Source organism: Thermodesulfovibrio sp. 3462-1, assembly GCF_040451425.1.
Lineage (GTDB): Bacteria > Nitrospirota > Thermodesulfovibrionia > Thermodesulfovibrionales > Thermodesulfovibrionaceae > Thermodesulfovibrio > Thermodesulfovibrio obliviosus.
This window is the reverse complement of the sequence record NZ_CP144374.1, coordinates 1,547,461-1,572,137: the sequence shown is the minus strand read 5'-3', so window position 1 is coordinate 1,572,137 and position 24,677 is coordinate 1,547,461. Positions and strand designations below refer to the sequence as shown.

General features: G+C 36.7%; 27 protein-coding genes. 18 read left to right on the top strand and 9 right to left on the bottom strand.

Annotated elements, in window-relative coordinates; genetic code table 11:
- Positions 1–202 precede the first annotated feature (202 nt).
- The 4 genes from V4D31_RS08140 to V4D31_RS08125 all read left to right on the top strand — a co-directional run bounded on the left by V4D31_RS08140 (position 203) and on the right by V4D31_RS08125 (position 2,278).
- Positions 203–715, top strand: a complete 513-nt coding sequence (locus V4D31_RS08140; protein WP_353685944.1) for a hypothetical protein — start codon at positions 203–205, stop codon at positions 713–715.
- Positions 712–936 (top strand): CRISPR-associated endonuclease Cas2, encoded by a 225-nt coding sequence (gene cas2, locus V4D31_RS08135; RefSeq protein ID WP_353685943.1) that lies wholly within the window; start codon positions 712–714, stop codon positions 934–936. Before V4D31_RS08140 ends, cas2 begins: the two co-directional genes overlap by 4 nt.
- Positions 937–1,264: 328 nt before the next feature.
- A complete protein-coding gene (locus tag V4D31_RS08130; protein WP_353685942.1) occupies positions 1,265–1,513 on the top strand; it encodes a hypothetical protein in 249 nt (82 codons plus the stop codon).
- Between the two features lie 30 nt (positions 1,514–1,543).
- Positions 1,544–2,278, top strand: a complete 735-nt coding sequence (locus V4D31_RS08125) for a hypothetical protein (protein ID WP_353685941.1) — start codon at positions 1,544–1,546, stop codon at positions 2,276–2,278.
- Positions 2,279–2,293: 15 nt separating this feature from the next.
- On the opposite strand, the gene V4D31_RS08120 is transcribed toward V4D31_RS08125, so the two are convergent.
- Positions 2,294–2,431, bottom strand: a complete 138-nt coding sequence (locus V4D31_RS08120; protein WP_353685940.1) for a hypothetical protein — start codon at positions 2,429–2,431, stop codon at positions 2,294–2,296.
- Between the two features lie 130 nt (positions 2,432–2,561).
- Between V4D31_RS08120 and V4D31_RS08115 the strand changes: the two genes are divergently transcribed.
- Both V4D31_RS08115 and V4D31_RS08110 read left to right on the top strand, forming a co-directional pair.
- A complete protein-coding gene (locus V4D31_RS08115) occupies positions 2,562–4,169 on the top strand; it encodes a phosphomannomutase (RefSeq protein ID WP_353685939.1) in 1,608 nt (535 codons plus the stop codon).
- Positions 4,129–5,751, top strand: a complete 1,623-nt coding sequence (locus V4D31_RS08110; protein ID WP_353685938.1) for an AAA family ATPase — start codon at positions 4,129–4,131, stop codon at positions 5,749–5,751. The genes V4D31_RS08115 and V4D31_RS08110 overlap by 41 nt, the downstream gene beginning before the upstream one ends.
- Here the strand turns inward: V4D31_RS08110 and V4D31_RS08105 are convergent.
- The 7 genes from V4D31_RS08105 to mqnE are packed head-to-tail and all read right to left on the bottom strand — an operon-like array spanning position 5,740 to position 11,901.
- Positions 5,740–6,525, bottom strand: coding sequence for a menaquinone biosynthesis protein (locus V4D31_RS08105; protein WP_353685937.1), 786 nt, complete (start codon positions 6,523–6,525; stop codon positions 5,740–5,742). The genes V4D31_RS08110 and V4D31_RS08105 overlap by 12 nt on opposite strands.
- The gene (locus V4D31_RS08100) at positions 6,522–7,970 is read right to left on the bottom strand and encodes an RtcB family protein (RefSeq protein ID WP_353685936.1); all 1,449 of its coding nucleotides are present in this window, start codon (positions 7,968–7,970) and stop codon (positions 6,522–6,524) included. The genes V4D31_RS08105 and V4D31_RS08100 overlap by 4 nt, the downstream gene beginning before the upstream one ends.
- Before the next feature lie 20 nt (positions 7,971–7,990).
- A complete protein-coding gene (locus V4D31_RS08095) occupies positions 7,991–8,401 on the bottom strand; it encodes an archease (RefSeq protein WP_353685935.1) in 411 nt (136 codons plus the stop codon).
- Positions 8,398–8,814: a HEAT repeat domain-containing protein gene (locus V4D31_RS08090; RefSeq protein ID WP_353685934.1), complete on the bottom strand. Its 417-nt coding sequence runs from the start codon at positions 8,812–8,814 to the stop codon at positions 8,398–8,400. Before V4D31_RS08090 ends, V4D31_RS08095 begins: the two co-directional genes overlap by 4 nt.
- A gap of 4 nt (positions 8,815–8,818) precedes the next feature.
- Entirely contained in the window at positions 8,819–9,760 is a 942-nt protein-coding gene (locus tag V4D31_RS08085; protein WP_353685933.1) for an FAD-dependent oxidoreductase, read from the bottom strand.
- A 21-nt stretch (positions 9,761–9,781) separates the two neighbouring features.
- Entirely contained in the window at positions 9,782–10,834 is a 1,053-nt protein-coding gene (mqnC, locus tag V4D31_RS08080) for a cyclic dehypoxanthinyl futalosine synthase (protein WP_353685932.1), read from the bottom strand.
- A complete protein-coding gene (gene mqnE / locus V4D31_RS08075; RefSeq protein WP_353685931.1) occupies positions 10,828–11,901 on the bottom strand; it encodes an aminofutalosine synthase MqnE in 1,074 nt (357 codons plus the stop codon). Before mqnE ends, mqnC begins: the two co-directional genes overlap by 7 nt.
- A 79-nt stretch (positions 11,902–11,980) precedes the next feature.
- On the opposite strand from mqnE, the gene V4D31_RS08070 reads away from it, so the two are divergent.
- The 12 genes from V4D31_RS08070 to V4D31_RS08015 all read left to right on the top strand — a co-directional run bounded on the left by V4D31_RS08070 (position 11,981) and on the right by V4D31_RS08015 (position 23,497).
- Positions 11,981–13,396 carry an acetyl-CoA carboxylase biotin carboxylase subunit gene (locus tag V4D31_RS08070; RefSeq protein WP_353685930.1) on the top strand — a complete coding sequence of 472 codons (1,416 nt, stop codon included), beginning with the start codon at positions 11,981–11,983 and terminating at the stop codon, positions 13,394–13,396.
- A 21-nt stretch (positions 13,397–13,417) separates the two neighbouring features.
- Positions 13,418–15,244: a sodium-extruding oxaloacetate decarboxylase subunit alpha gene (oadA, locus tag V4D31_RS08065; RefSeq protein ID WP_353685929.1), complete on the top strand. Its 1,827-nt coding sequence runs from the start codon at positions 13,418–13,420 to the stop codon at positions 15,242–15,244.
- Positions 15,244–15,900, top strand: coding sequence for a site-2 protease family protein (locus V4D31_RS08060; RefSeq protein WP_353685928.1), 657 nt, complete (start codon positions 15,244–15,246; stop codon positions 15,898–15,900). Before oadA ends, V4D31_RS08060 begins: the two co-directional genes overlap by 1 nt.
- A 9-nt stretch (positions 15,901–15,909) precedes the next feature.
- Positions 15,910–16,896: a tryptophan--tRNA ligase gene (trpS, locus tag V4D31_RS08055; protein ID WP_353685927.1), complete on the top strand. Its 987-nt coding sequence runs from the start codon at positions 15,910–15,912 to the stop codon at positions 16,894–16,896.
- Positions 16,884–17,618, top strand: a complete 735-nt coding sequence (locus V4D31_RS08050) for a HesA/MoeB/ThiF family protein (protein WP_353685926.1) — start codon at positions 16,884–16,886, stop codon at positions 17,616–17,618. The genes trpS and V4D31_RS08050 overlap by 13 nt, the downstream gene beginning before the upstream one ends.
- 143 nt (positions 17,619–17,761) lie before the next feature.
- The gene (locus tag V4D31_RS08045) at positions 17,762–18,316 is read left to right on the top strand and encodes a type I restriction enzyme HsdR N-terminal domain-containing protein (RefSeq protein ID WP_353685925.1); all 555 of its coding nucleotides are present in this window, start codon (positions 17,762–17,764) and stop codon (positions 18,314–18,316) included.
- The gene (locus tag V4D31_RS08040; RefSeq protein WP_353685924.1) at positions 18,313–20,022 is read left to right on the top strand and encodes an NAD+ synthase; all 1,710 of its coding nucleotides are present in this window, start codon (positions 18,313–18,315) and stop codon (positions 20,020–20,022) included. Before V4D31_RS08045 ends, V4D31_RS08040 begins: the two co-directional genes overlap by 4 nt.
- Before the next feature lies 1 nt (position 20,023).
- Positions 20,024–20,299 (top strand): hypothetical protein, encoded by a 276-nt coding sequence (locus V4D31_RS08035; RefSeq protein ID WP_353685923.1) that lies wholly within the window; start codon positions 20,024–20,026, stop codon positions 20,297–20,299.
- Positions 20,300–21,133 carry a 16S rRNA (cytidine(1402)-2'-O)-methyltransferase gene (gene rsmI / locus V4D31_RS08030; RefSeq protein ID WP_353685922.1) on the top strand — a complete coding sequence of 278 codons (834 nt, stop codon included), beginning with the start codon at positions 20,300–20,302 and terminating at the stop codon, positions 21,131–21,133.
- Complete coding sequence (locus V4D31_RS08025) at positions 21,130–22,137, top strand: alcohol dehydrogenase catalytic domain-containing protein (protein ID WP_353685921.1); 1,008 nt, start codon at positions 21,130–21,132, stop codon at positions 22,135–22,137. Before rsmI ends, V4D31_RS08025 begins: the two co-directional genes overlap by 4 nt.
- On the top strand, positions 22,134–22,976 hold the full coding sequence (locus V4D31_RS08020; protein ID WP_353685920.1) for a fumarate hydratase: 843 nt from the start codon (positions 22,134–22,136) through the stop codon (positions 22,974–22,976). The genes V4D31_RS08025 and V4D31_RS08020 overlap by 4 nt, the downstream gene beginning before the upstream one ends.
- Positions 22,973–23,497, top strand: a complete 525-nt coding sequence (locus tag V4D31_RS08015; protein ID WP_353685919.1) for a Fe-S-containing hydro-lyase — start codon at positions 22,973–22,975, stop codon at positions 23,495–23,497. The genes V4D31_RS08020 and V4D31_RS08015 overlap by 4 nt, the downstream gene beginning before the upstream one ends.
- Here V4D31_RS08015 and V4D31_RS08010 read toward each other — a convergent pair.
- Positions 23,470–24,675, bottom strand: coding sequence for a hypothetical protein (locus V4D31_RS08010; RefSeq protein WP_353685918.1), 1,206 nt, complete (start codon positions 24,673–24,675; stop codon positions 23,470–23,472). The two genes, V4D31_RS08015 and V4D31_RS08010, sit on opposite strands and share 28 nt — an antisense overlap.
- Positions 24,676–24,677 lie beyond the last annotated feature (2 nt).

Sequence of the window (24,677 nt, the reverse complement as noted above, 5' to 3'; positions counted from 1 at the left end):
CTGGATAACCACAAAATGCGACTTTGGCAATCTAACTTTAAATCGCTTTAAAATGTTGTCTTCAGTGCTCCTTTATATTCAGTGCTCCTTTATAGAAAAACAAAAAGAAATATTTCTGCAATATTGTATTTCAATACATTAACTTTTTATCATTGCTTATGACATCACTGATGAACGAAGGCTTGCACAGATTAGATATTTTTTGAAATCATACAGCATAGGAACTCTAAGGAGATATAAAAAATGGCTTCAGACAAGAAGAACCATGATGCAAATTCAAGTTTTAAGAGAAATATTCCAGAGATTCAATATCCCCGATGAAATTGGTGAAGGAAATTATCAATTTGTCATAAATAAGTTTATTCAGGCTCACCCGCATTGGAACATTATCCATGACATAATTGAAAACTTTATTAGAGCGATACTTTTAGGAAGAATGCTTCATGCTGGATTAGACCCTCATTTTGGAATAATCAACCGGAGAGTCAATTTTGGCTTTTTACTTGATTTTTCATTGATTTTTGAACCAGAAGTAGATTTTCAAACAATAAAGTTTTTCCACTCTAATAGTGTAAAGATTGAAGATAACGAACTTTCAAATGAAAACATAAAAAGCATTATTGACAGATTTGAATCAAGAAGGCAAAATATTTCTCAATTAGTTGAAACTGTTATTGATGAGTTTTTTGAAATTATGAAGGATTTAAGAAAATGAAAGCAGCTTATCTTGTATGTTATGACATTGCAGACGAAAAAAGGCTTGCCAGAATATACAGATTTATGAAAGGCAAGGGACTACATCTTCAATACTCTGTTTTTTATTGCGTTCTGACACCACAACAACTTAAAAATTTGAAAGATGAATCTCTCTTTCATTCGTGGGTATTGGAAAAGAGACTCAGAAGGAATGGAATTTATATGAGCAATTCTAAATAATTGTCTTTTCTCGTTGTTAAAGATGGTTTTAGCTCCTATCGATAATGCTAAAGATTGACTTTTTTTATTAATTTGTGCTTTAATTTATAAAAAATTTTGGTCTTTGACAAGTCTGGATTAAATTTAAACAAGAGCTGAAAATATTGAAAATAGGAAACTTGACCTCATTTAAAAGGGATTGCGACCCGAACGAATTTTCTAAATGCTCATGATCCAGAATTACGTAGGAAACTTGACCTCATTTAAAAGGGATTGCGACTCGTGGAGGAGGAGGAACCGAATCAATTTTGTTAACTTAAGTAGGAAACTTGACCTCATTTAAAAGGGATTGCGACAAAACCCAGCAAAGACACTGGATGATGCTTACACGGGAAAACTTGATACCAAACCTATCAAGGTTACCCAGGAATGTAAAAGCAAAGTAGACAAAATTCTTCAAAAAAGCAGTGAAATAGCAAGAAATCTTGGAGTTAGAGGCACCCCATTCTTCATAATAGAAGGCAAAGTTATCCAGGGAGCTGATATTCTTCGGATACAGGAAGCTTTGTCTGGACTACAATCAAAGGAGTCAAAGTAGCATAAAATTAAGGAAAGGAGGTTAAAACAGTTGAAATCAGTGGTAAAAATTGTATGCTTATTAGCAGTTCTGTTTAGTTTTACCTGTACTGCTTTTGCTACTGAAGAGCAAACTAATTGTAATGCCCTGTTTAAGGAGATAGTGCTAATGAGAGATGCCATGAGACAACAGATAGCAGGGAGAACCACTTTTGATCTTGAAAAGGACAAAGCTCTTTTTGTTGATCTCTTCAAGCTAAGAGCAAAAGAAGAACAAATGGCAGCTTTAGGATGTTTCATTGTGCCTGCTTTTGACTTAGACGAAGTGAAAAAGACAACAGGCTTAACACTTGTAATCTACGATCCTTCAAAAGAAAAAGGAATACGTTATTCGTGGGCTTTACATTACTTAGGAAAAGGACTTAACATTCGGAGAGTTAGCAATCCAAAGCAGGCGGACTTAGTAAAAAAGGTTCCTCCTACTGCCCCAGTGTGTTTTCTTGAAGGTGAAGGCGACCTGTTTAATCAAACAGTTGTTGTTAGATGCCCATTTGTTTCACTTGAGAAACACTGGCCAATAACCCAATATCGTATAACTTTAGGTGGTAAAGAGCAGGCTCCTCTTGATCCTTTTAAAATTTCTGATGAATATCCTTTTTTATCTGCAATTTTTGCAAGTTTCATTTTTTCAGAGATCAAGCTTGAGCCTGAAATAAAAGCTTGGTTTGAAAAAGAGTTTGGACCAAAGACCCGTGGGTTTATCAAAGAGGTCTCTGATGAGAAGTAGGAAACTTGACCTCATTTAAAAGGGACTTATTGCCTCACATAAAAATCTATTCATATTTAATTCCTCTTTTATTTCTTCTGCTACATCCTTTCGTTCAAGAACTCTCTCAAAAGGAGTTTTTACCTTTTTCTCGACACCGTGTTGTCCTTGCATCCCTTGTGGGTGCGAAAAGGAACCTGTAACGAATGGTATTTCAAGTAGATTTTAAATAAGGCAATTCGATTCTTTGCATTTAATCTGTCTTTGAATTTATAATGGAAATAAAAAAATCTGGAGGATACCTATGAAGGCATCAGAGCTCTGGAAGGAAATTTTAAAAGCTCCAAAACAAAAAAAAGAACTTTTAAAAGATATAGAAAAACTGGCAAAGGAAAATACTGAGCCTACGGAAATTCATTTTGGCACATCTGGATGGCGTGGAGAGATTGGTTCTGATTTTACAATGCAGAATGTAAGAGTGCTAACAAAAGCAATCATTGAGGCAGTAAAAAGCGAGGACTCCATGATTTTAAATGCTATGGGAGTGAACTCTTTCAATGAATTCAAAGAAAGAGGAGTGATCGTTGGACATGATAATAGAATTTTCGGAAAAGAATTTGCCTATGAAGTAATAGGATTATTTCAATCAGAAGGAGTTAAATGTTACTATGCAGGCGAAGCAGCAACTCCAGAGTTTTCAGCGGGAATAATTGAACTTAAAGCAGCAGCTTCAGTTAATCTTACTCCAAGTCATAATCCAGCAAACTATGGAGGACTGAAATTAAACCCTGCAGATGGAGGACCAGCTCCAGAAGAGCTTACAAAACCAGTTGAAGCTATTGCGAATGAAATAATGAAAAAAGCTCAGGATGTAAAAAGCATAAAACCAAAAAACATTGAAAAAATAGACCTGACAGAGCTTTACATAAAATTTATTAAAAAGACAGCTGTGTTAGACCTGGAAAAAATTAAAAATTTCATGGAAACTGAAAAACCTATATGTGCAATTGACCATATGTATGGAACAAGTAGAGGCAAGCTGGCAAGAATTCTTTCATTAAAGCCAGGAACTTTTGTATGTTTAAGAAAAGAGGATGACCCCCTCTTTGAAGGTCTTTCTCCAGAGCCAAGCGAGACTAATTTAAAGCTTGCCCTATCGTATTTAAATAAAGACTCTTTAGGATTTGCAGCTATCATCGATCCTGATGCAGATAGAGTTCGTTTTGCAGACCTGAAAAGACAGATTCCAATGAATTATTTTGGTGCAATGGCTTTCCATTATCTTTATAATTACAAAGGGATGCGTGGAGTTGTTGTAAAAAGTGTTGGAACAAGTAACTTTGTAAATGCCATTGCAGTAGCTCGAGGTGTTGAAGTTATTGAAACAAAAGTGGGATTTAAGAATTTTAGACCATATCTTCTGCCAGAAGCAACAAAAAAAGCCATTGTAGCATTTGAAGAATCTGACGGTATTTCAGTCCAGAATCATATCCTTGAAAAAGATGCTATTTTTGGTTGTTTGCTCGCCCTTGAGATGATGGCTACGCTCCATAAAAACATGAGTGATTATCTTGAAGAGATTGAATCCACTTATGGGAGATATTATTCAGACAGAACGGGCATTGAGATACCACGGGAAAAGTTCGGTCCCCACATAAAAAAGCGGGTATATGTATTGAAAGATTACTATAAAGCTGGTGATTTATTTAAAGCGGGAATGCTTAAGAAAAAGATTCTCAACATAACAGACATTGATGGTATTAAAATTGTTTTTGATGACCTATCATGGATTATGATAAGACCATCAGGAACAGAACCAAAAATTCGCATATATGTAGAAACAAAGAATCTGGAAGAGAAAAATTATCTTATTGAAGAAGCTAAAAAACTTGCAGAGACAATATGGCAGTGATTATACCCTCAGGGAGACAATAAAGATGATTAACTGGGCAGAGGAGCTTAAAAAAGAGTCTTTTCCAAATAATCCGCAGGAATTAAAAATTTTACAGACTCATATTTCCTATGTTTTTATTGCCGATCATGTTGTGTACAAAATTAAAAAATCTGTGAACTTTGGTTTTCTTGATTTCACAACTGTTGAGCTAAGAAAACTTTACTCGGAAAAAGAAGTTGAACTTAACAGAAGGCTTTGCCCAGAGATTTATCTTGGCGTTGTTCCTATTTCTTTAACAGAGCATGGCTATAAAATTGAGGATAATTCAAATGTTGTTGAGTATGCTGTAAAAATGAAAAGGCTTCCAGAGGATGGAATGATGCAAAAAATTTTAAAAGACAGAGTATTAACAGAAAAACATATTGATTTAATTGTGGATTTACTCGTCCCTTTTTATAAATCAGCCAGGACAGGAAAAGGCGTTAATGAGTATGGCTGTATTGATACAGTTTCTTTTAATACTGAAGAAAACTTCAATCAGACAGAGAGCTTTGTTGGCATTGCTCTGAATAAATGGAGATATAATGAGATTGTTAGCTGGACAAGAAACTTTATAAAAGAAAACAAAGCACTCTTTGAAACCCGCATTAAAGAAGAATTTATCCGTGAAGGTCATGGAGATCTTTACTCAGCCAATATATGCTTTGATAATTTAAAAAAAGTTTACATATTTGACTGCATTGAGTTCAATGAAAGATTTAGATGTGGTGATGTTGCCTCTGACATAGCTTTTTTAAGCATGGATCTGGATTTTCATAGCTATAAAGAGCTTTCAGAATACTTTGTTAGAACCTATGTGGAAAAATCTAACGATAGAGATTTATTGAAACTTTTGAATTTTTATAAATGTTACCGTGCCTATGTGAGGGGGAAAATCGGATGTTTTACCTCAGAGGATACTGCTTTATCCGAAGAAAGAAAAAAGGATGCTTTACAGGAGGCGCAAAAATACTTTGACCTTGCCTATCTCTATGCTGAGGGGAAACCAAAAGTTTTTGTTGTTTTCGGACTTTCTGGAACTGGGAAGTCAACCCTCGCAAGAGCCCTTGCTAAGAAGACCCTTGCAAAATGGATTCCCTCTGACATTGTAAGAAAAAGCCTTGTTGGAATTGCTCCAACAGAGCATCATTATGAGCCCTTTGAAAAGGGTATTTACAGTAAAGAATTCACAGAGAAAACCTATATGAAAATGATAGAAATTGCAAGGGAAAATCTCCTCCTTGGCAGGGATGTTATTTTAGATGCAACCTTTCGTGAAAGAGTCTTAAGACAGGCACTAATGAGAGAGCTTAATTTTGCTGAGATCTACTTTATATGGTGCACTGCAGAAGACAGCGTTGTTAAGGAAAGGTTTATGAAAAGAAAGGAAGCAGAAGATATCTCCGATGCCCGCTGGGAGATATATTTAGCGCAGAAGGAAAAATTTGAACCTCCAGATGAAATACAAGAGGGAAGATTAATAAAAGTTGATACTTCCGAGTTTAAAGATTTAACTGAAGTAGTGATTAAGAAGATTTACTCTGATTTCCTACTTCAGTGAATTAATGTATGAGCTAAAGAGTGTTAGACTTTTTTTATGCATCTCTGTAAGATTATAATCCATGTTTTTTTTCCAGTAAAATAAAATTTCTTCCTCAGTCATAAATTTCTTTAAGTAGTAATCTTTCAACATCTCATGAGCATATTCTATCCATTTATCCTTTGCATAAAGAAGTTTTTCCTTAAATTTTGTATAAACTCCGTAAAGTTCACTATCAGGCGCTGTAATTTCTTTTCTTACAATCCATAAAGCAAAAACAAAGGGAAGTCCTGTATGCTTATACCATAAATTGGCAAGATCGTAAATTTTCTTGTTATTTAAGATTTTTCTGTATTTGAGAGCATCATCACCTATCAATAAAAAGGATTGTCCTGTCCATGGTGCTGCTGAAATGTCGTATTCTGGTTTTAGTCCTAAGAATTTTTCAAGTATAATTCTCAATAAAAAGTGAGAAGTCGCTGATTCAGCTGTAAGCAGTATTTTTTTTCCATCAAGAGCTTTCAAATCATAATCAGTAAAAAAAAGCACGCTCTGGACATATTCCTTTGAGCTTATACATATTCCATCAACATAGTCATAAATTTCTTGATTGAGTAGATACTCCACAGAGGAAGAAGGACTCAAATCAATCAAGTCATTTCTCAATGCCCAATTAAGCTGAGAAGGAACGCCTTTTACAAGGTGGATATCTTCTGTGAGCAAACCTTCTTTTTCAAGAACATAAAATATTGGATATACATTAGCATACTGAATCCATCCTACTTTAAGTTTCATCCTTTTATCACTCCCATTGGTTTTAATTTTACAACTTTGTGAGCCAATCCTGCATTGTGAACAACATCAACAACATTTGATACATCTTTATAAGCTTCTGGCATCTCCTCTGCCAGAGTTTCTTTTCCAGCAGACTTAACTATTATACCTCTGTTAGCAAGCTCCTGCTTAATCGACCTTCCTTTTGCCTTTTTTATTGCTTGGGTTCTACTCAGAAGTCTCCCAGCTCCATGACATGTTGAACCAAAGGTCTCTTGCATTGCTTTGTCTTGCCCTATTAGAACAAAGGAAACTCTTCCCATATCTCCAGGAATAATTACAGGCTGTCCAATATGAGTATAGCACTGAGGAAGTTCAGGATGCCCTTTTGGAAATGCACGGGTTGCACCTTTTCTGTGAACAACAACTCGCATTTTTTTTCCATTTACCATATGAATCTCTTCTTTTGCAATATTGTGAGCAACATCATAGACAACACTCATTGCAAGCTCTTTTGGTGAAAGTTTAAAAACTCTAAGAAAAACCTCTCTTGTCCAGTGCATTAAACACTGCCTGTTTGCCCATGCATAATTGGCTGCTGCCTTCATTGCTGCAAAATATCTCTGTCCTTCTTTGCTGAGAAAAGGAGCACAGGCAAGCTCTTTATCAGGAAGCTCTATCCCATATTTCTTTGTTGCCTGTATCATCTCCCTTACATAGTCATCGCATATCTGATGCCCAAAACCACGAGAACCAGTATGTATCATCACAGTAACTTGATTTTTAAACAATCCCATAGCCTCGGCAATCTCTGGTTCATAAATTTCTGCCACATACTGAACTTCAAGAAAGTGATTTCCTGAACCAAGAGTTCCTAATTGATCTTTACCACGCTCATAGGCTTTTTTACTTATAACTTCAGGGTCTGCTCCTTCAAGACATCCGTGCGATTCAATTCTTTGAAGGTCATCAGGCTCACCATAACCTTGCTCAACTGCCCATATTGCACCTTTACGAGCAACCTTTTTAAGTTCTTCATAGTTAAGCTTTATTTTTCCAGTTGAACCAACTCCAGAGGGAATATGGATGTAAAGCAAATCAACAAGCTCTTTTATCCTGGGTTCTATTTCATCCCGTGTTAGATTACTTTTAAGGAGTCTAACACCACAGTTGATGTCGTAGCCGACACCTCCTGGTGAAATTATTCCTTCTTCTGTATCAAAGGCTGCAACTCCTCCAATAGGGAAACCATAGCCTGTGTGAATATCAGGCATGGCAAGAGATTTACCCACAATTCCTGGCAGTGTTGCCACATTTGCAACTTGACGGACTGAGTCAAGCTCAAGCTCCTGTTCAAGGATTTCATCTACGAAGATGATTCCTTCGGTTCTCATTCCTTGCACAAATCCTTTTGGCACTCTGATTCTGTATTGATCTATTCTTTCTGTCCCTTCAATTTTTGGCATAGGGCACCTCTTTAATATCTTTAAATGTCAAAAATTATCTCTGCAGTCCAATGGCTGTTTTCTTTTTTAAGAACAAGATTATGGTATGTAGCTGCCTTTACAAGAAGCTTTCTTTCATGTTTTTCTGGATTAAAGGTTTCTCCATAAACTTCTGCTCTGAGAGTGTTTTCTTTAATATCTACTTTTATTGTCCTGCCAATAAATCCATAAGCATCAAACTGAAAAATAAGCTCATTGAGAAAGCTTACAAGCATATCTTCAAAAGTTTGTTCAGACAGGGTAATCTCTTTTTTTTCTTCTGGTCTCACAAGGTTTATGTCAGTGATAAGACTATAAAGCCCCAAGCCTGCATTTACAAAGCATTCTTCAATTGTTTTTCCCTCTGCTCTTAACCCTACATCTCCCCGAACATCAATAACTCTGTAACTCATTGGATGCTTTTTAAGGCATCTTCAATGAATTCTTTTACTTGAGGATCCTCTTCCTTTGTTAAAGCTTCAATTAATGCTGGTCTGGCTTCTTTATTACCAATTATCTCAAGAGCATAGGCAGCATCACCGCGAACATTTTTTTCCTTTGAATTCAAAAGCTTAATAATGTCTGGAACAATTTCTTGTAGTGCTACAGGATTTTTTACCTTCAACTCCTCAATTATTGCAAAGGCTCCAACCTTAACTCTTAATCTCTCATCAGCAAGCATCTTCGGTATTAACTTAATCTGCTCAGGTTCGTGCTCAAAAAAGGTTATGATGTTTTCAAGATATCCATTGTCAAGGTAGTCAAAAAGCATCTCTTCAAAGGCTTCACCTTCCCAGTTGCTAAAATTATTGCCATTTCCATTCATATTTTCACCCGTGCCAATCAGATTTTATTCGGCTTCTTCCTCTTATATATTTTTCAGCAGAAAGTGCTGCAATAGCTCCCTGAGCACAGGCTATAACAACCTGTCTTGCATGAGGGCTTGCCACATCACCTGCTGCAAAAACGCCCTGGATATTTGTTTGCATGAACTCATCCACCACTATAAAACTCTTTTCATCAAGCTTTAAAGCCTCTCCAAGAAAATCCACCACAGGTTGTGATCCCTGAAGATAGACAAAAACTCCTGTAACTTCAAGAGTTTTTTCATTCCCCACCTGATCCTTCAATAAAATTCCTGTAACAAAATCTGTGCCTGTGATTTCCTTTACTGAATGGGATGTGAGTATCTCAATTTTTGCAGCCTGATAAACTGGATGCTCTGGCTCCACCTTTAACTTTGAAGATGGTGTTATTAAATAGACTTTATCAGCAAATTCTGTTAAATACATTGCCTCTTTCGTGGCTTCTTCACTGTCACCAAGCACTGCTACAGTCTTTCCTCTGAAAAAAGGAGCATCGCATACTGCACAGTAACTCACACCTCTACCAAGAAGCTCACCTTCACCCTTAATTGTTGGTTTTCTTCCCATGGAGCCTGTTGCGATTATAACAGTTTTTCCCTTATAGCTACCATTCATTGTCACAACTTCCTTTATTTCTGATGTTAAATCCACTCCCACAACCTGTTCCTCTTTGTATTCAACTCCAAAGGATAGCGCCTGCATTCTGATTCTTTCAAGAAGTTCTTTGCCTGGCAGTGGTTTTTCAAGTCCAGGATAGTTTTCAATCAGAGAAGCATAGGCTAAAGCTCCTGCTGTTTTAGATTTATCAAGAATTAGCGTTTTAAGGTTTGCCCTTGCTGCATATATCCCTGCTGTGAGTCCAGCAGGTCCTCCACCAATTATAATTACATCGTAAATTTCATTCATTTTGCCTCCCTTTAATTCCACTTAATTGTCATCAAAAAATCTCAGAATTCTATAATATGTATCCCTCTGGGCTGGTCTAAATCCTGCGCTTTTTATAGCTTGTATTATCTCATCCATGCTAACACGATAGCAAACTCCTGCTGCCCTTACAACATTTTCCTCAAGCATGGTTGAACCAAAATCATTAGCACCAAACCTGAGTCCTGCCTGAGCAATTTTTATACCCTGGGTAACCCAGGAGACCTGAATATTATGGAAATTGTCAAGATAAATCCTGCTTAATGCGAGAACTTTAAGATACTTTACAGAGCCTGCTGCATGAAGCTCAGGAAATTCTCTTTTGAGCTCTGTATTGGAAGGCTGAAAACTCCATGGAATGAAGGCAGTAAATCCACCTGTTTCATCCTGAAGTTGTCTTAATGCATCTAAATGCTCAATTATATCCTCCTCTTTTTCAATGCTTCCAAACATCATTGTTGCCGAGCTCTTTATCCCGACCATGTGAGCTTCTTTCATCACATTCAACCATTCTGCTGCTGTTATTTTATTTGGTGACTGAAGCTGTCTCACCCTGTCACTTAAAATCTCTGCGCCACCACCAGGAATTGAATCAAGCCCTGATTCTTTCAGTATTTCAAGCACTTCTTTTACTGACATGCCCTGTTTTTTTGCAAGAAAGGAAATCTCTGGAGGAGAAAATCCATGCACATGAATCTTGAAATTACTCTTTATAAATTTAAGCATATCAATGTAAAAATCTAATCCGAGCTCGGGATGCACTCCACCCTGAAGAAGTATCTGGGTACCGCCTTTTTCAACGGTTTCCTGAATTTTCTGTGCAAGCTCTTCTTTTGTAAGAATATATGCTTCTGGATGTCCTGCTGGTCTCCAGAAAGCGCAAAATTTACAACGGTTAATACAGATGTTGGTATAATTTATATTTCTGTCAACAACAAAGGTAACAATGCCTTCTGGATGAAGCTTTTTTCTTATGCTATCAGCAATTCTGCCCAGCTCATAGATAGAGGCTTCTTTAAGCATCTCAAGAGCTTGTTTTTTGTCAATTCTTACCATAATCTTACCACATTATAGAAACTGTCTCTTTCCACAGGAATTTTGCCTGCCTCCCTTATCAGATGAATAAGTTCCTCAATGGTATTTCCCTTTTTTGAGCGGGCACCGGCTGAATGGGCAATTTTTTCTTCAATTACTGTTCCTTCAAGACAATCAGCACCATAAAGCAGGGCAAGTTGTGCAAGCTTTTCTCCAAGCATTATCCAGTAAGCCTTTATGTGTGGAATGTTGTCAAGCACAATCCTTGAGACAGCAATTGTCTTTAAATCATCTATTCCACTTGGATAGGGAACTTTAATATCCGTATTTTCAGGCTGATAACTTAAAGGAATGAAAGCAAGAAAACCTCCTGTTTCATCCTGAAGTTCTCTCAATTTCATCAAATGGTCAACCCTATCCTCAAATGTTTCCACATGACCATAAAGCATCGTAGCATTTGTTTTTATCCCCAGCCTGTGAGCAGTTCTGATTATTTCAAGCCATCTTTTACCAGAAATTTTTTCTGGACATATTCTATTTCTTACCTCAGGATTGAAAATTTCTGCTCCACCTCCGGGCATTATATCAAGTCCTGCTTCCTTCAGTTTCATGAGTGTCTGCTCTATAGTCAAACCAGATTTTTTTGCAAAGTAATCAATTTCAACAGCTGTAAATGCCTTAATTCCAATTGAAGGAAACTCTCTTTTTATTTTTGAAATCATTTCAAGATAGTATTCAAACTGCCATTCAGGATGAAGTCCTGATACAATATGAACTTCGCTTATATAACCAATAGTATTATGAGCTTCTTTAATCTGAGCGATTATATCATCAATGCTTAATTCATAGGCACCTTCCTCTCCCTTTGAACGGGAAAAAGCACAGAATTTGCAACGATTGACGCATATGTTGGTAGGATTAATATGTCGGTTTACGATAAAATAAACCCTATTTGAATTAAAACTTCTTGATACCTCATCTGCAAGTTCACCAAGCTCATGAATTTCATCTGTATTAAAAAGCTCTAATGCTTCATCTTTATTAATTCTCTCTGCATTCCTGATTTTTCTTTTAATTTCAGCAAACATAAACTTATTATATCACTGCTAATTGATTTATTTTAAGTTTTCATTTAAAATTTTTATATTTACCTTTGAAAGGCAAGCTATGTTTAAAAAAGTTTTAATTGCAAACAGAGGAGAGATTGCATTAAGAATAATCCGTGCCTGTAAAGAACTGGGAATTCGCACTGTTGCCATATACTGTGAGCCCGATGCAACAGCAAGATATGTTAAAAAAGCCGATGAAGCCTATCTTGTCACTCCAGGCCCTTTAAGAGGTTACCTCAATATTTACGGAATAGTGGAGCTTGCAAAAAATGTGGGTGCGGATGCAATTCATCCAGGATATGGTTTTCTTGCTGAAAATCCTCAGTTTGCAGAAGCCTGTGCACAGGCTGGAATAACCTTTATTGGTCCAAATCCTCAGGCAATAAGAAAAATGGGGCTTAAAGACGAAGCTCGTAAAATTGCTCAAAAGCTTGGTATCCCTCTGTTGCCAGGCACACCTCCTCTGCAGAGTATAGATGAAGCATTGAGTGCAGCCAGAGAAATCGGTTATCCAGTAATGGTTAAAGCTGTTGCAGGAGGTGGTGGAAGAGGATTGAGAATCTGTTATGATGAAGAATCCTTGAAGAGACAGATACCAATTGCTATGTCAGAGGCAAAAAAAGCCTTTGGTGATGAGAGAGTTTTTATTGAAAAATATCTTGAAAGACCCCATCACATTGAAATACAGATAGTGGCTGACAAATACGGAAAAATTATTCATCTTGGAGAAAGGGATTGTTCAATTCAGAGAAGACATCAAAAACTGATTGAGATTGCACCATCTCTCTTACTTACAGAAAAAGTAAGATGCCAGATGGGAGAAGCAGCAAAAAGACTTGCCTATGAGGTTGGTTACGATAACGTGGGCACAGTTGAGTTTCTTGTTGATGAAAATCTCAACTACTATTTTCTTGAGATGAACACGAGAATTCAGGTGGAACATACAATTACAGAGGAAATCACAGGAATTGATCTCGTGCAAAATATGATAAAAATTGCCTGTGGTGAGCCCCTTGAAATAAAGCAATATGAAGTAACTCTTAATGGATATGCCATTCAGTGCAGAATAAATGCTGAAGACCCTCTGAACGATTTTCTTCCTTCTACAGGTACTGTTACTGCCTATTACTCTCCTGGTGGCTTCGGAATTAGAATTGATGGACATGTAACTGAGGGGTATAATGTTTCACCATATTATGACTCTCTTCTGGCAAAGCTTGTTGCCAGAGGAAGAACATGGGAAGAGACAGTCAGAAGAATGCATCGCGCTTTGAGTGAATACATTATAAGAGGGGTTAAAACAACAATTCCTCTTTACATAAAGATCATGGAAGATGAGGATTTCTTTAAAGGCAACTTCAGCACAAGATATATAGAAGAAAAGCTTCCGAGCCTGCTTTACATTGAAGAAAAAGATCCTTTTGATATGGCAGTGATACTGTCTGCTGCCATTATTGCTCATAGCAGAGTTTAAATAAAATTAAGAGGTGTAGAGATGTCAAAATCATCACCTGTTAAAATAATGGATACTACATTGAGGGATGCCCATCAAAGTCTTCATGCCACAAGAATGAAGCTTGAGGATATAGTGCCTATTGCTGAGAAGATGGACAGAGTCGGGTTTCACTCTCTTGAAGTATGGGGAGGTGCAACCTTTGACAGCTGTTTGAGATTTCTGAGAGAAGATCCCTGGGAAAGACTGAGAACAATAAGAGCGCTTGTTAAAAACACAAAACTTCAGATGCTTCTTAGAGGACAGAATATTGTTGGATATAGACACTATCCTGATGATGTTCTTGAAAAATTTGTTGAGAGAGCCTGTGCAAATGGCATAGATATTTTCAGGATTTTTGATGCTTTAAATGACTTAAGAAACATGGAAAAGGCTATAGAAGCAACATTAAAATATGGAGGTACTGTTGAGGCAGCCTTTTGCTATACTATCGGACCAATTTATACAATTGATTACTTTGTTGAAATTGCCAAAAATTTAAGAGACATGGGAGCTCATATCATCTGCATAAAAGACATGGCAGGGCTTCTTGATCCTTATACTGCTTATGAACTTGTAAAAAAACTAAAGGAACAGATAAATCTACCAATACATCTTCATACCCATGATACAGCAGGAATGGCAGTGGCAACAACAATAAAAGCAATAGAAGCAGGAGTGGATATTGTTGATACAGCAATCTCAACAATGGCTGGTGGAACATCTCAACCCCCTCTTGAGACAATATGTCACATACTTAAAGGGACTGAAAGAGACCCAAAATTCAATATGGAGCTTCTTGATGAGATTGCTGACTATTTTTATGAAACACGGAAAAAATATAAACACTTTGAAAGTGAATACATAGGTCCTGATCCAAAAGTCATTGTTTATCAGGTTCCTGGAGGAATGCTCAGCAATCTTGTAAATCAACTCAGAGAGCAGAATGCCTTGCACAGAATAAAAGAAGTCCTTGAAGAGATTCCTCGTGTAAGAGAAGACTTTGGATATCCTCCTCTGGTTACTCCTTCAAGCCAGATTGTGGGAACGCAGGCAACTTTGAATGTTCTTACAGGTGAGAGATATAAAATGGTCACAACAGAAACGAAAAATTACTTCAAAGGACTTTATGGCAAGCCTCCTGTGCCAGTAAATGAGGAAGTGAGAAAGAAAATTCTTGGCGATGAAGAATTTATAACCTGCAGACCCGCAGACCTTCTTGAGCCAGAGTTTGAAAAGGCAAAAGCAGAGTTAAAAGACAAGGCTCGCTCTGATGAAGATGTGCTCAGTTATTGCCTCTTCCCCAAGATTTTCCTTGAGTTCCTCGATGCAAAGGAAAAAGGAATTAAAGAAGAAGTCCCTGCGCCCAGGAAAGAAGAGGCAAAACCTGCTCCAAGCCTTGCTCCAACAGAGTTTATCATAAATCTTTATGGAGAGTCCTATCATGTAAAGGTTGGTGGTAAAGGACACAAGGTTGATGGTAAAAGACCTTATTTTCTCTATATAAACAATCAACTTGTTGAAGTAATTGTTGAACCTCTTCAGGAGATTGTTCCCAGTGAGGAAGGAAAAGTGGAAATCAGACCAAAAGAATCAGTTAGACCAAGACCTTCAGAACCTGGTGACATAGCCTCCCCAATGCCTGGTACGGTAGTAAAAATTAAGGTTAAAAAAGGTGACAAAGTCAGTGCTGGAGACACGATTGTAATAGTTGAGGCAATGAAGATGGAAAATGAGATTCACTCACCAATTGATGGCATAGTTGAAGAGATTTATATTAAAGAGGGTGACATGGTCAACCCTGATGAAGTAATGATAAGGATAAGATAATGGATTTTACAGGAATTTTAAGACAGATTATAATTTCGACGCCTGCAATACTTATTGCAATTGTTTTTCATGAGCTTGCTCATGGTTTGGTAGCTTACAGGCTTGGTGACAATACAGCAAAGCTTTCAGGAAGGCTGACTCTCAATCCTTTATCCCATATTGACCCTTTTGGAACGATAATTATGCCATTCATGCTTCTTATTCTTACAAATGGACAGTGGGTATTTGGGTATGCCAGACCTGTTCCTGTAAATCCTTACAATTTCAGAAATCCCCGAGCAGGTATGGCACTTACAGCAGCAGGTGGTCCTGCGGCAAATCTTCTGGTAGCAATAATTTGCACAATTATGCTCAAATTGATTGTTTTACCTTTAATGGGCGCAATTCCTGATTATATTTTTGACCCTTTGATTTTAATTCTTAGATCCACAATAATGATAAACATAGTTTTAGCGGCATTTAATCTAATTCCTATACCACCTCTTGATGGAGGAAGAATTTTAATGGGAGTGCTACCTTTACAGTATGCTCAGATGATGGAAAAAATCGAGCCATTTGGCTCTCTAATCGTTATATTCATGATTATTACAGGTTTGACAACTGTTTTTGTATGGCCGTTGGTAAAATTTTTTTTCAGTATACTTTCACTTTTTTAGGAGGGATAAATGGACAGAGTTCTAAGTGGAATGCAGCCAAGCGGACCACTTCATCTTGGAAATCTTGTTGGAGCTCTTTCAAACTGGGTGAGGCTTCAGGACAAATATGAATGCTATTTTTTTGTTGCAGACTGGCATGCATTGACAACTGGATATGGAAATCCTTCGCAGATAAAACAATGGACAGTTGATCTTCTTATGAATTTTATTGCAGCAGGGCTTGACCCTGAAAAATCAACCATATTCATTCAGTCACAGGTCCCTGAACATGCAGAACTTCATATATTTTTAAGCATGATTACACCACTTGGATGGCTTGAAAGAGTCCCCACTTACAAAGAGAAGAAAGAGCAGATTAAAGATAAAGACCTTGATACCTATGGATTTCTTGGTTATCCAGTACTTCAGACAGCAGACATAATAATTTATCGGGCAAAGTATGTACCTGTTGGAATTGACCAAGTTCCACATCTTGAGATTTCTCGTGAAATTGCAAGAAGATTTAACTATCTTTATGGAAAAGAGTTTTTCCCTGAGCCAGAGGCTTTGCTTACAGAGTTTCCGAAGGTACCCGGGACTGATGGAAGAAAGATGTCAAAGAGCTATGGAAATGCCATTTATCTAAGTGATGATGAAAAAACAGTTACAGAAAAAATAAGAACAATGGTTACTGACCCAGCACGCAAAAGAAGAACAGACAAAGGAGACCCTCAGAAATGCCCTGTTTTTGATCTGCACAAAATATTCTCCACAGAGGAGGAAAAAAAGGAAATAATTGAAGGCTGCAGTACAGCAGGCATTGGCTGCGTTGACTGTAAAAAAATTCTTATAAAACATGTAATTAATACTTTAAAACCCATATGGGACAAAAGACAGCATATAATTGATAATCCTTCTTTGCTGATTGAAATTGCCCGTGAAGGCTCTACAAAGGCAAAGAAAATAGCTGGAGAGACTCTCAAAGAAATGAAAGAGGTCATTGGATGGATTTCTTAAGATATAACCGTCAGATGCTAATAGATGGATGGGGACAGGAAGGTCAAAAAAAGCTTAAGAATTCCACTGTATTTATTGCTGGTGCAGGTGGTCTTGGAAGCCCTGTTTCAATTTATCTTGCTGTTGCAGGAGTGGGAAAAATAATCATATGTGACTTTGACAGTGTAGAAATTACTAATTTAAATAGGCAGATACTGCACAGTCATACAAGAATCGGGATTAATAAAGCTCTTTCAGCAAAGATTACCCTTAGTGCAATAAATCCTGATGTGGAAGTAATTCCTGTTACCGAAAAGATTACAGCAGAAAATGCTCATGCTCTTGTAGCAGATTCACAGATAATCATGGACTGTATGGATAATCTTGAGACAAGGTATATTCTTAATGAAGTTGCAATAAACAAGGGTATTCCTCTTGTTTTTGGTGCAATTTATGGAGCACAGGGAATGTTAAGTTTTATTCAGCCTCCTGAAACACCATGTCTTAAATGTCTTTTTCCTGAAGCACCACCGAAAGAGACATTTCCCGTGGTAGGTGCAACTCCTGGAGTAATAGGAGCGCTTCAGGCACTGGAAGCAATAAAGTATCTGGTAGGAATTGGCAAGAATCTTAAAAACAAGCTTTTTGTTTGGGATGGAATGAGCCAAGACTTTAAAACTTTCAAAGCCCAGAAAGACCCCGCCTGCCCAGTGTGTGGCAAAATAAATAAAGCTATTCAATAAAAATGATTATTTGTCATTCTTTATAGTTTGATTTTTTAGCCTTTATTGTTTAAAAATATTGAAAGATGATAGTTTTTGCATGAAACTGAATTTCTTTTATTTTTGTGTTGAAATAAAGAATTTTTTGGAAAAAGGAGGCTTAAATGTATTTACCACTTAATAAAACGCCAGATTCTCCAGAAGAAAGGAAGGAACTTATTGGAGATATTCTCAAGCAACAGGAAGAACTTTTTGCGCAAAGCATCGGATACATTCAAAGGTTAATGATTCAATATTTAATTGAGCGTGGCTATACATTGGACAACATTGAGCTTAACAGAGGCTATGAAGTTGTTGTTTCTGAGAAAGAAAGGTTTATAACCAGTGTAGATATACTTATCAGGCTACAGGAAAAGGTTTTGTATGCTATAAAATGCACTCCTGCAAGTATTGAGTCATGGGAAAGATTTATGCTTGCTTTTTGTAGAGTTGTTGAGCCCTATCAGATTCCATTTGCTATGGTAACAGATGGAAGACAGGGAAGGTTGATAAATATCCTTACAGGAGAAGTTAAAGAAACAATGGATATTCCAAAAAAAGAGGATTTGTTTGCTTCATCCCTGAAATTTATGCCATATCCTTCTGAAAAGCTACCAAAGGAAAAAAGAATACTTTATGCCTTTGATGCAATAAAATGCTGTCCAACCTGTAATATATGAGAACCCTGAGATTAGCACTATGCCAGATAAATCTTGTTGTTGGAGATATTGAAGGGAATCTTGAGAAGATTCTTTCATACATTGATAAAGCAGTGACTAAACAAGCAGAAATTATTGTTTTTCCAGAGCTTGCCATAACCGGATACAATCCTGAAGACCTTCTTTTTTATCCAGCTTTTATAAAAAAAGCAGAGGAAGCTTTAAATGAGATAATTAAAAATGTTAAAGATTTCATAGTAATTGCTGGTTTGCCAGTGAAAAAGGATGATCTTTATAACTCTGCTGCTATTATTGCAAATCAAAGCTTGATTGATGTTTATCATAAAATTTATCTTCCCAATTACAGTGTCTTTGATGAGATGAGATATTTTAAGCCTGGAAGCAGAATTCCTGTTTATGAATATGATGGAGTATTTTTTGCTGTGAATATATGTGAAGACATCTTTCATCCCTCTCTTCCCGGGCTTATTCAGGTAGCAAACAGTGCGGAATTAATAATAAATATAAGTGCATCACCATTTTATGCAGGGAAGTATCAGAAAAAAACAAGAATGCTTACAACAAGAGCCTATGACATGGGAGTTTATGTCTGCTACTTAAACATGGTTGGTGGACAGGATGAGATAGTTTTTGATGGGAGAAGTCTTATTATTTCACCATCAGGTGATATTATGGCTATGGGAAAAGCCTTTGAGGAAGATTTAATAATTGCAGATCTTGATATTGAGGAAGTCACAAGAACAAGACTGCGTGAGCCAAAGATAAGATGGGAAATTTGTTTTGGAGATAGAGAAATTATTAAAATTCCGTTAAAAAGAAAAGCAAAAAGCAAAGTCGTTCTGAGCAGAAAAGAGTCTGCATATGAAATGACTGAAGAAGAGGAGATTTTCAAGGCTTTAACCACAGGATTGAGAGATTATGTTAACAAAAATGGCTTTAAAAAAGTATGTCTTGGATTAAGTGGAGGAATTGACTCTTCCTTTGTTGCATTGATTGCAGTAGAGGCACTGGGTAGAGATAGAGTTATTGGTGTTTTTATGCCATCAAGATACACATCAAAGGAAAGCAGACAAGATGTATATGAGCTTGTAAAAAATCTTGGAATTGAATTAATTGAAGTTTCCATTGATGAACTTTTTGAGGAATATCTTAAATCCCTTTCAGATACCTTTAAGGACCTTCCCCAGGATGTTACAGAAGAAAACATCCAGAGCAGAATCCGTGGTAACATTCTCATGGCAGTTTCAAACAAATTTGGATGGCTTGTAATAACAACAGGAAATAAGTCAGAACTATCTGTTGGTTATGCAACCCTGTATGGTGACATGGCTGGTGGATATGCAGTAATTAAGGATGTTTATAAAACTCAGGTTTACAGAGTTGCAAGATGGGCATCCCGTGGAAGGATTCCTGAAAGAGTATTTAAAAAGCCGCCTTCTGCAGAGCTTAAACCAGGACAGATTGATCAGGATACACTACCACCTTATGAAGTGCTTGACAGGATTTTATATCTTCACATTGAAAAATGTATGGGACAGCAAGAAATAATTGAAAAAGATTTTGACAGAGACACTGTAAAAAAGGTGCTACAGATGGTCAAAAGAGCAGAATTTAAAAGACGACAGGCACCTTTGGGCATAAAGGTATCCCCTGTCTGTCTTGGTAAAGACTGGCGTTTTCCTATAACAAACAGGTTTGGAGGATAGAATGCCTGAATTGTATAATTTAAAGTCTCTCAAGAGAGTAATTTTTATAATCTTTTTATTTTTTGCGCTTACTGTTCTGCCAGATAATTCCTTTTGTCAGCCGCAGGTTCAGGTTAAAAAAGACAAAACGCTTCAGTATGCGAAGCCAAAAAAGCCTGTTAAAATAAAACTCCACAGAGATAAAAAAGGTGAATACAGCTGGGATATCACAGGTGAGAATGTAGATGAAATAATAAAAGCTGACAAACGCCTTAGACAGTTATTGAAGGAAGAATAAATGTCTCAGGGAAGGCTTTATATAGTAGCAACGCCAATTGGTAATCTTGAGGACATAACTTTAAGGGCAATTGAGACTTTAAAAAAAGTTGACTATATTGCCTGTGAAGATACAGAGCACAGTCTAAAACTTCTTAACCATTACGAAATAAAGAAACCTCTTATAAGTTACTGGTCAGAGAAAGAAAAAGTGCGTGCAGAAGAAATAATTGAAAAAATTCGTTCAGGACATTCAGTTGCGCTTATTACTGATGCTGGAACTCCAGGAATATCAGACCCTGGTGCTGTGGTTATCGGAAGGGCTATTGAAGAAGGGATAGAACTCATACCAATCCCGGGTGTAACAGCCTTGATAACTGCATTGAGTATTTCTGGACTTCCTACAGAAGAATTCACTTTTATAGGCTTTCTTCCTGTTAAACAGTCGCAGAGAAAAAAGAAACTTCTTGAACTGAGCATAGAAAAAAGAACCCTTGTTTTTTATGAAGCACCGCACAGGATTTTGCAAACCCTTGAAGACATGCTGGATGTCTTCGGAGACAGAGTTTGCTGTGTTGCAAGAGAGCTTACTAAGATGTTTGAAGAGGTTTTAAGAGGTAGGCTTTCAGAAGTAATTGAAAAACTTGAAAATTCTAAGATAGCAGGTGAATATGTTATAATCATCGAAGGTGCTCATGAGACTACTCAGAGCTTTGAAGAGGCTTTGATTGAAGTAAAAGATCTTATGAAAAAAGGAAAAGGAAGAAAAGAAGCTGTTAGAATAGTAGCTGAGCTTTATGGATTGAGCAAAAAAGAACTCTATGAAAAAAGCTTAAAAATGGATGAAATACAATGAAATCAGCCTATCTCATATGCCCAAATAAAATTGAAGTTGTAGAAAAACCTGTTCCCACAATAAATGAAGGAGAAGTTCTTGTCCGCATAAAAGCAGCACTTACCTGTGGCACTGATCTTAAAGCCTATTTAAGAGGACATCCTCTCATTCCCATGCCAGGACCTTTTGGCCATGAATTTTCCGGAGTTATTGAGGATGTTGGTAAAGGTGTAAATGGCTTCAAAACCGGAGATGCAGTTATGCTTGTTCACACAGCACCATGTGGAGATTGCGTGTATTGTAAAAGAGGACTTTTTAATCTCTGCGATACTCTAACAAAGGAAATGATGCTTGGTGCTTTTGCTGAATATATTGTTGTAAAGGAAAGAGTTGTAAGGCAGAACATGTTTCACAAGCCAGAAAATATAGATTTTGAAGAAGCTGCTTTTTTAGAACCTCTTTCCTGTATAGTTCACGGAGTAAAGGCTCTTAATCCCAAAAAGGAAGACCGAATTCTCATAATAGGAACAGGTCCGGTTGGTCTTCTTTTTCTTCAGGTTTTAAAAAGTATGGGTATAAGTGTGGTAGTTATGGGAAGAAATAAGAATAAGCTTGCTCTGGCTGAAAGCCTTGGTGCTGATAAAGTTTACAATTATCAAGAAAATCCAGTTGATTTTACTGATGGTTTCGGTTTTGACAGTGTTATTGAATGCACAGGACAAAAGGAAATATGGGTTAAATCAGTAAATTATGTGAGAAAAGGTGGCATGAGTTTGCTTTTTGGAGGACTCAAGACTGGCACAGAGGTATGCTATGATGCAGGCAGACTTCACTATGGCGAAATAACACTTAAAGGTGTGTTTCATTATACTCCAGAGGATGTTAAAGATGCTGTGAATTTAATTAAATCTGGTAAGCTAAAGCTCAAAGAGCTTATCTCAGGAAAATTTTCTCTTTCTGAGATTTCTCAAGCATTTGAAAAACTATCAAGAGGGGAGGGTATTAAGTATTTAATTGAGATATGAGGAAAATCAGCAAGGAAGAGATTATAGAAACAGTTAGAAAACTTTACATGGATACAGTGATCTGTCTGCCTGAGGATGTTTCAAAGGCATTGAACGAGGCTTATCAGGTTGAATCTGGATTAGCAAAAGAAATACTCAGACAGATTATAGAAAATCAAAAAATAGCTATTGAAGATAAAATCCCCCTTTGTCAGGACACAGGCGTTGTTGTTATTTTTGTTGAATGGGGAACTGAAGTAATTTATGAAGATGGTGATCCTATGGATGCTTTCAATGAAGGTGTAAGGCTTGCAGTAAGAGATGGATATTTAAGGGCTTCGGTAGTGGATGATCCTGTTTTTGAAAGAAAAAATACAAAGGACAACACCCCTTGCATTGTTCATTTTGAATTAACTCCTGGAGACAAGCTAAAAATCACACTTGCACCAAAAGGAGCAGGTAGTGAAAATATGTCTGCTCTTCGGATGCTTAAACCTGCTCAAGGACTTCAGGGAGTGAAAGATTTTGTTATTGAAACAGTAAAAAATGCAGGAGGCAATCCCTGTCCGCCAATAATAGTTGGAGTTGGCATTGGAGGAAACTTTGAAAAATCAGCAATTCTCGCTAAGAAAGCTCTTTTAAGAAAGCTGGGACAACCTAACAAGAATCCTGCCTATGCTCAGCTTGAGAGAGAATTGTTGGAGGAAATAAACTCTCTTAATATCGGTCCTATGGGCATTGGTGGTAATACTACAGCACTGGCTGTTCACATTGAGTATGCCCCATGTCATATTGCATCACTTCCTGTTGCAGTAAATATTCAGTGCCATTGTGCAAGACACAAGGAGGCAGAAATATGATAAATATTGAAACACCGCTTACAGATGAAGTGGTGGAAAATTTAAAAGCAGGAGATATTGTTTTAATAAATGGCTATGTCTATACAGCAAGGGATGCGGCACATAAAAAAATTGTTGGATTAATAAAAAATGATGCACCGTTACCCTTTGACCTGAAAGGACAGATAATATACTACGTAGGACCAACACCTGCGCCTCCAGGAAAGGTTATAGGTTCAGCAGGACCAACGACTTCATCAAGGATGGATTCATATGCTCCCCTTCTTCTTTCCCTTGGACTCAAAGGAATGATAGGTAAGGGACAACGTTCAGAAGAAGTCAGGCAAGCTATAAAGAAATACAAAGCTGTTTATTTTCTTGCAACAGGCGGAGTTGGAGCACTCCTAAGCAAACACATAGTTTCAGCACAGGAGATAGCTTTTCCTGAGCTTGGTCCTGAATCAGTGAAAAAACTTTTACTTAAAGATTTTCCTGTGATTGTTGCCATAGACTGTTACGGAGCAGATATATTTAAAAGATAACGCCTTTTTATTTCCTCAATTGCTTGCTCTTTATTTGAGATTTTACCTGCCAGGACAAGGATTTCTATTCTTTCGAGAATTTCTCCAACAACAGCAGATGGCTTAAATCCGAGTGAAAGTATATCTTCGCCTTTTAAAAGCGGAAGCTTTTTTTTGTTTTTTAAATAAACTTTTTTATAAAAATTTTCAATCTCATCATAAAACCATTTTCTTGCTGTTTTTAGTGGATCCTTGCTCATTCCGAATATTAAAGCTGGATAAAGAATATTTTCAAAATCTCTTATAAATTTTACTTTATCAAGCAATGTCTCTATTTTTCTAATTTTTGCTCCAGCCTGAATTAAATCTTCAACAAATTTTTGCTCTTTTCGTGAAGGTTTTATTTGTTTTATTAATTCAATTGCGTGAAAGTCAAATAAGCAGGCAAATTTGAAACAACTTAAATTTTTGATCTCTCTTTTTGAATTAGACAGAATAGCTTCAGCAAATTTTAATGCTTCAATGTCAGGAGGTTCACTTGTTTTAAAAATAGCTTTAAATATTTCGTCTTCAGCCATTAATTTAATTGTTTTAAAGCTATGAGAGGTTGAAAAAGTCTTCCAGAGTTCTTCCTTTATTCTTTCTCGTGCGGTTATCTTCATTAAATGGGCATTTCTTTTTAAAGCTTCTCTGGTATTTTCCTCTATTTCAAAACCAATTGTAGCATGGAATCTATAAGCTCTCAACACTCTCAGAGGGTCTACTTTTAAATTTTCTTCATTGACCATTTTTATCAATTTGTTTTTTAAGTCCTGAAATCCATTAAAAGGATCAATCAATTTATTGCAATCAAGAGTTACTGCCATAGCATTTACAGTAAAGTCTCTTTCTGCTAAATCTGCTTCAATTGAGCCACCTCTTAATTGGGCAAAATCTACTGTTATACTGTCCTTTACAACTCTGCCAATTAAAAAAACTTCATCAAGTAAAACAAAACTTCCATTAATTTTTTTTGCAAACTCCCGTGCAAGCTCAATTGTATCAGAGGGTATTGCAAAATCAATATCTTTTATTTCACGCTCAAGCAATACATCTCTTACACTTCCACCAACGAGGTAAGAGCTTTCATAAAGATTTTTTTCTTTTAAAAAACTTACAGTTTCATTGAAATATTGATTTTCTCTTAATCTTTCAAACATGG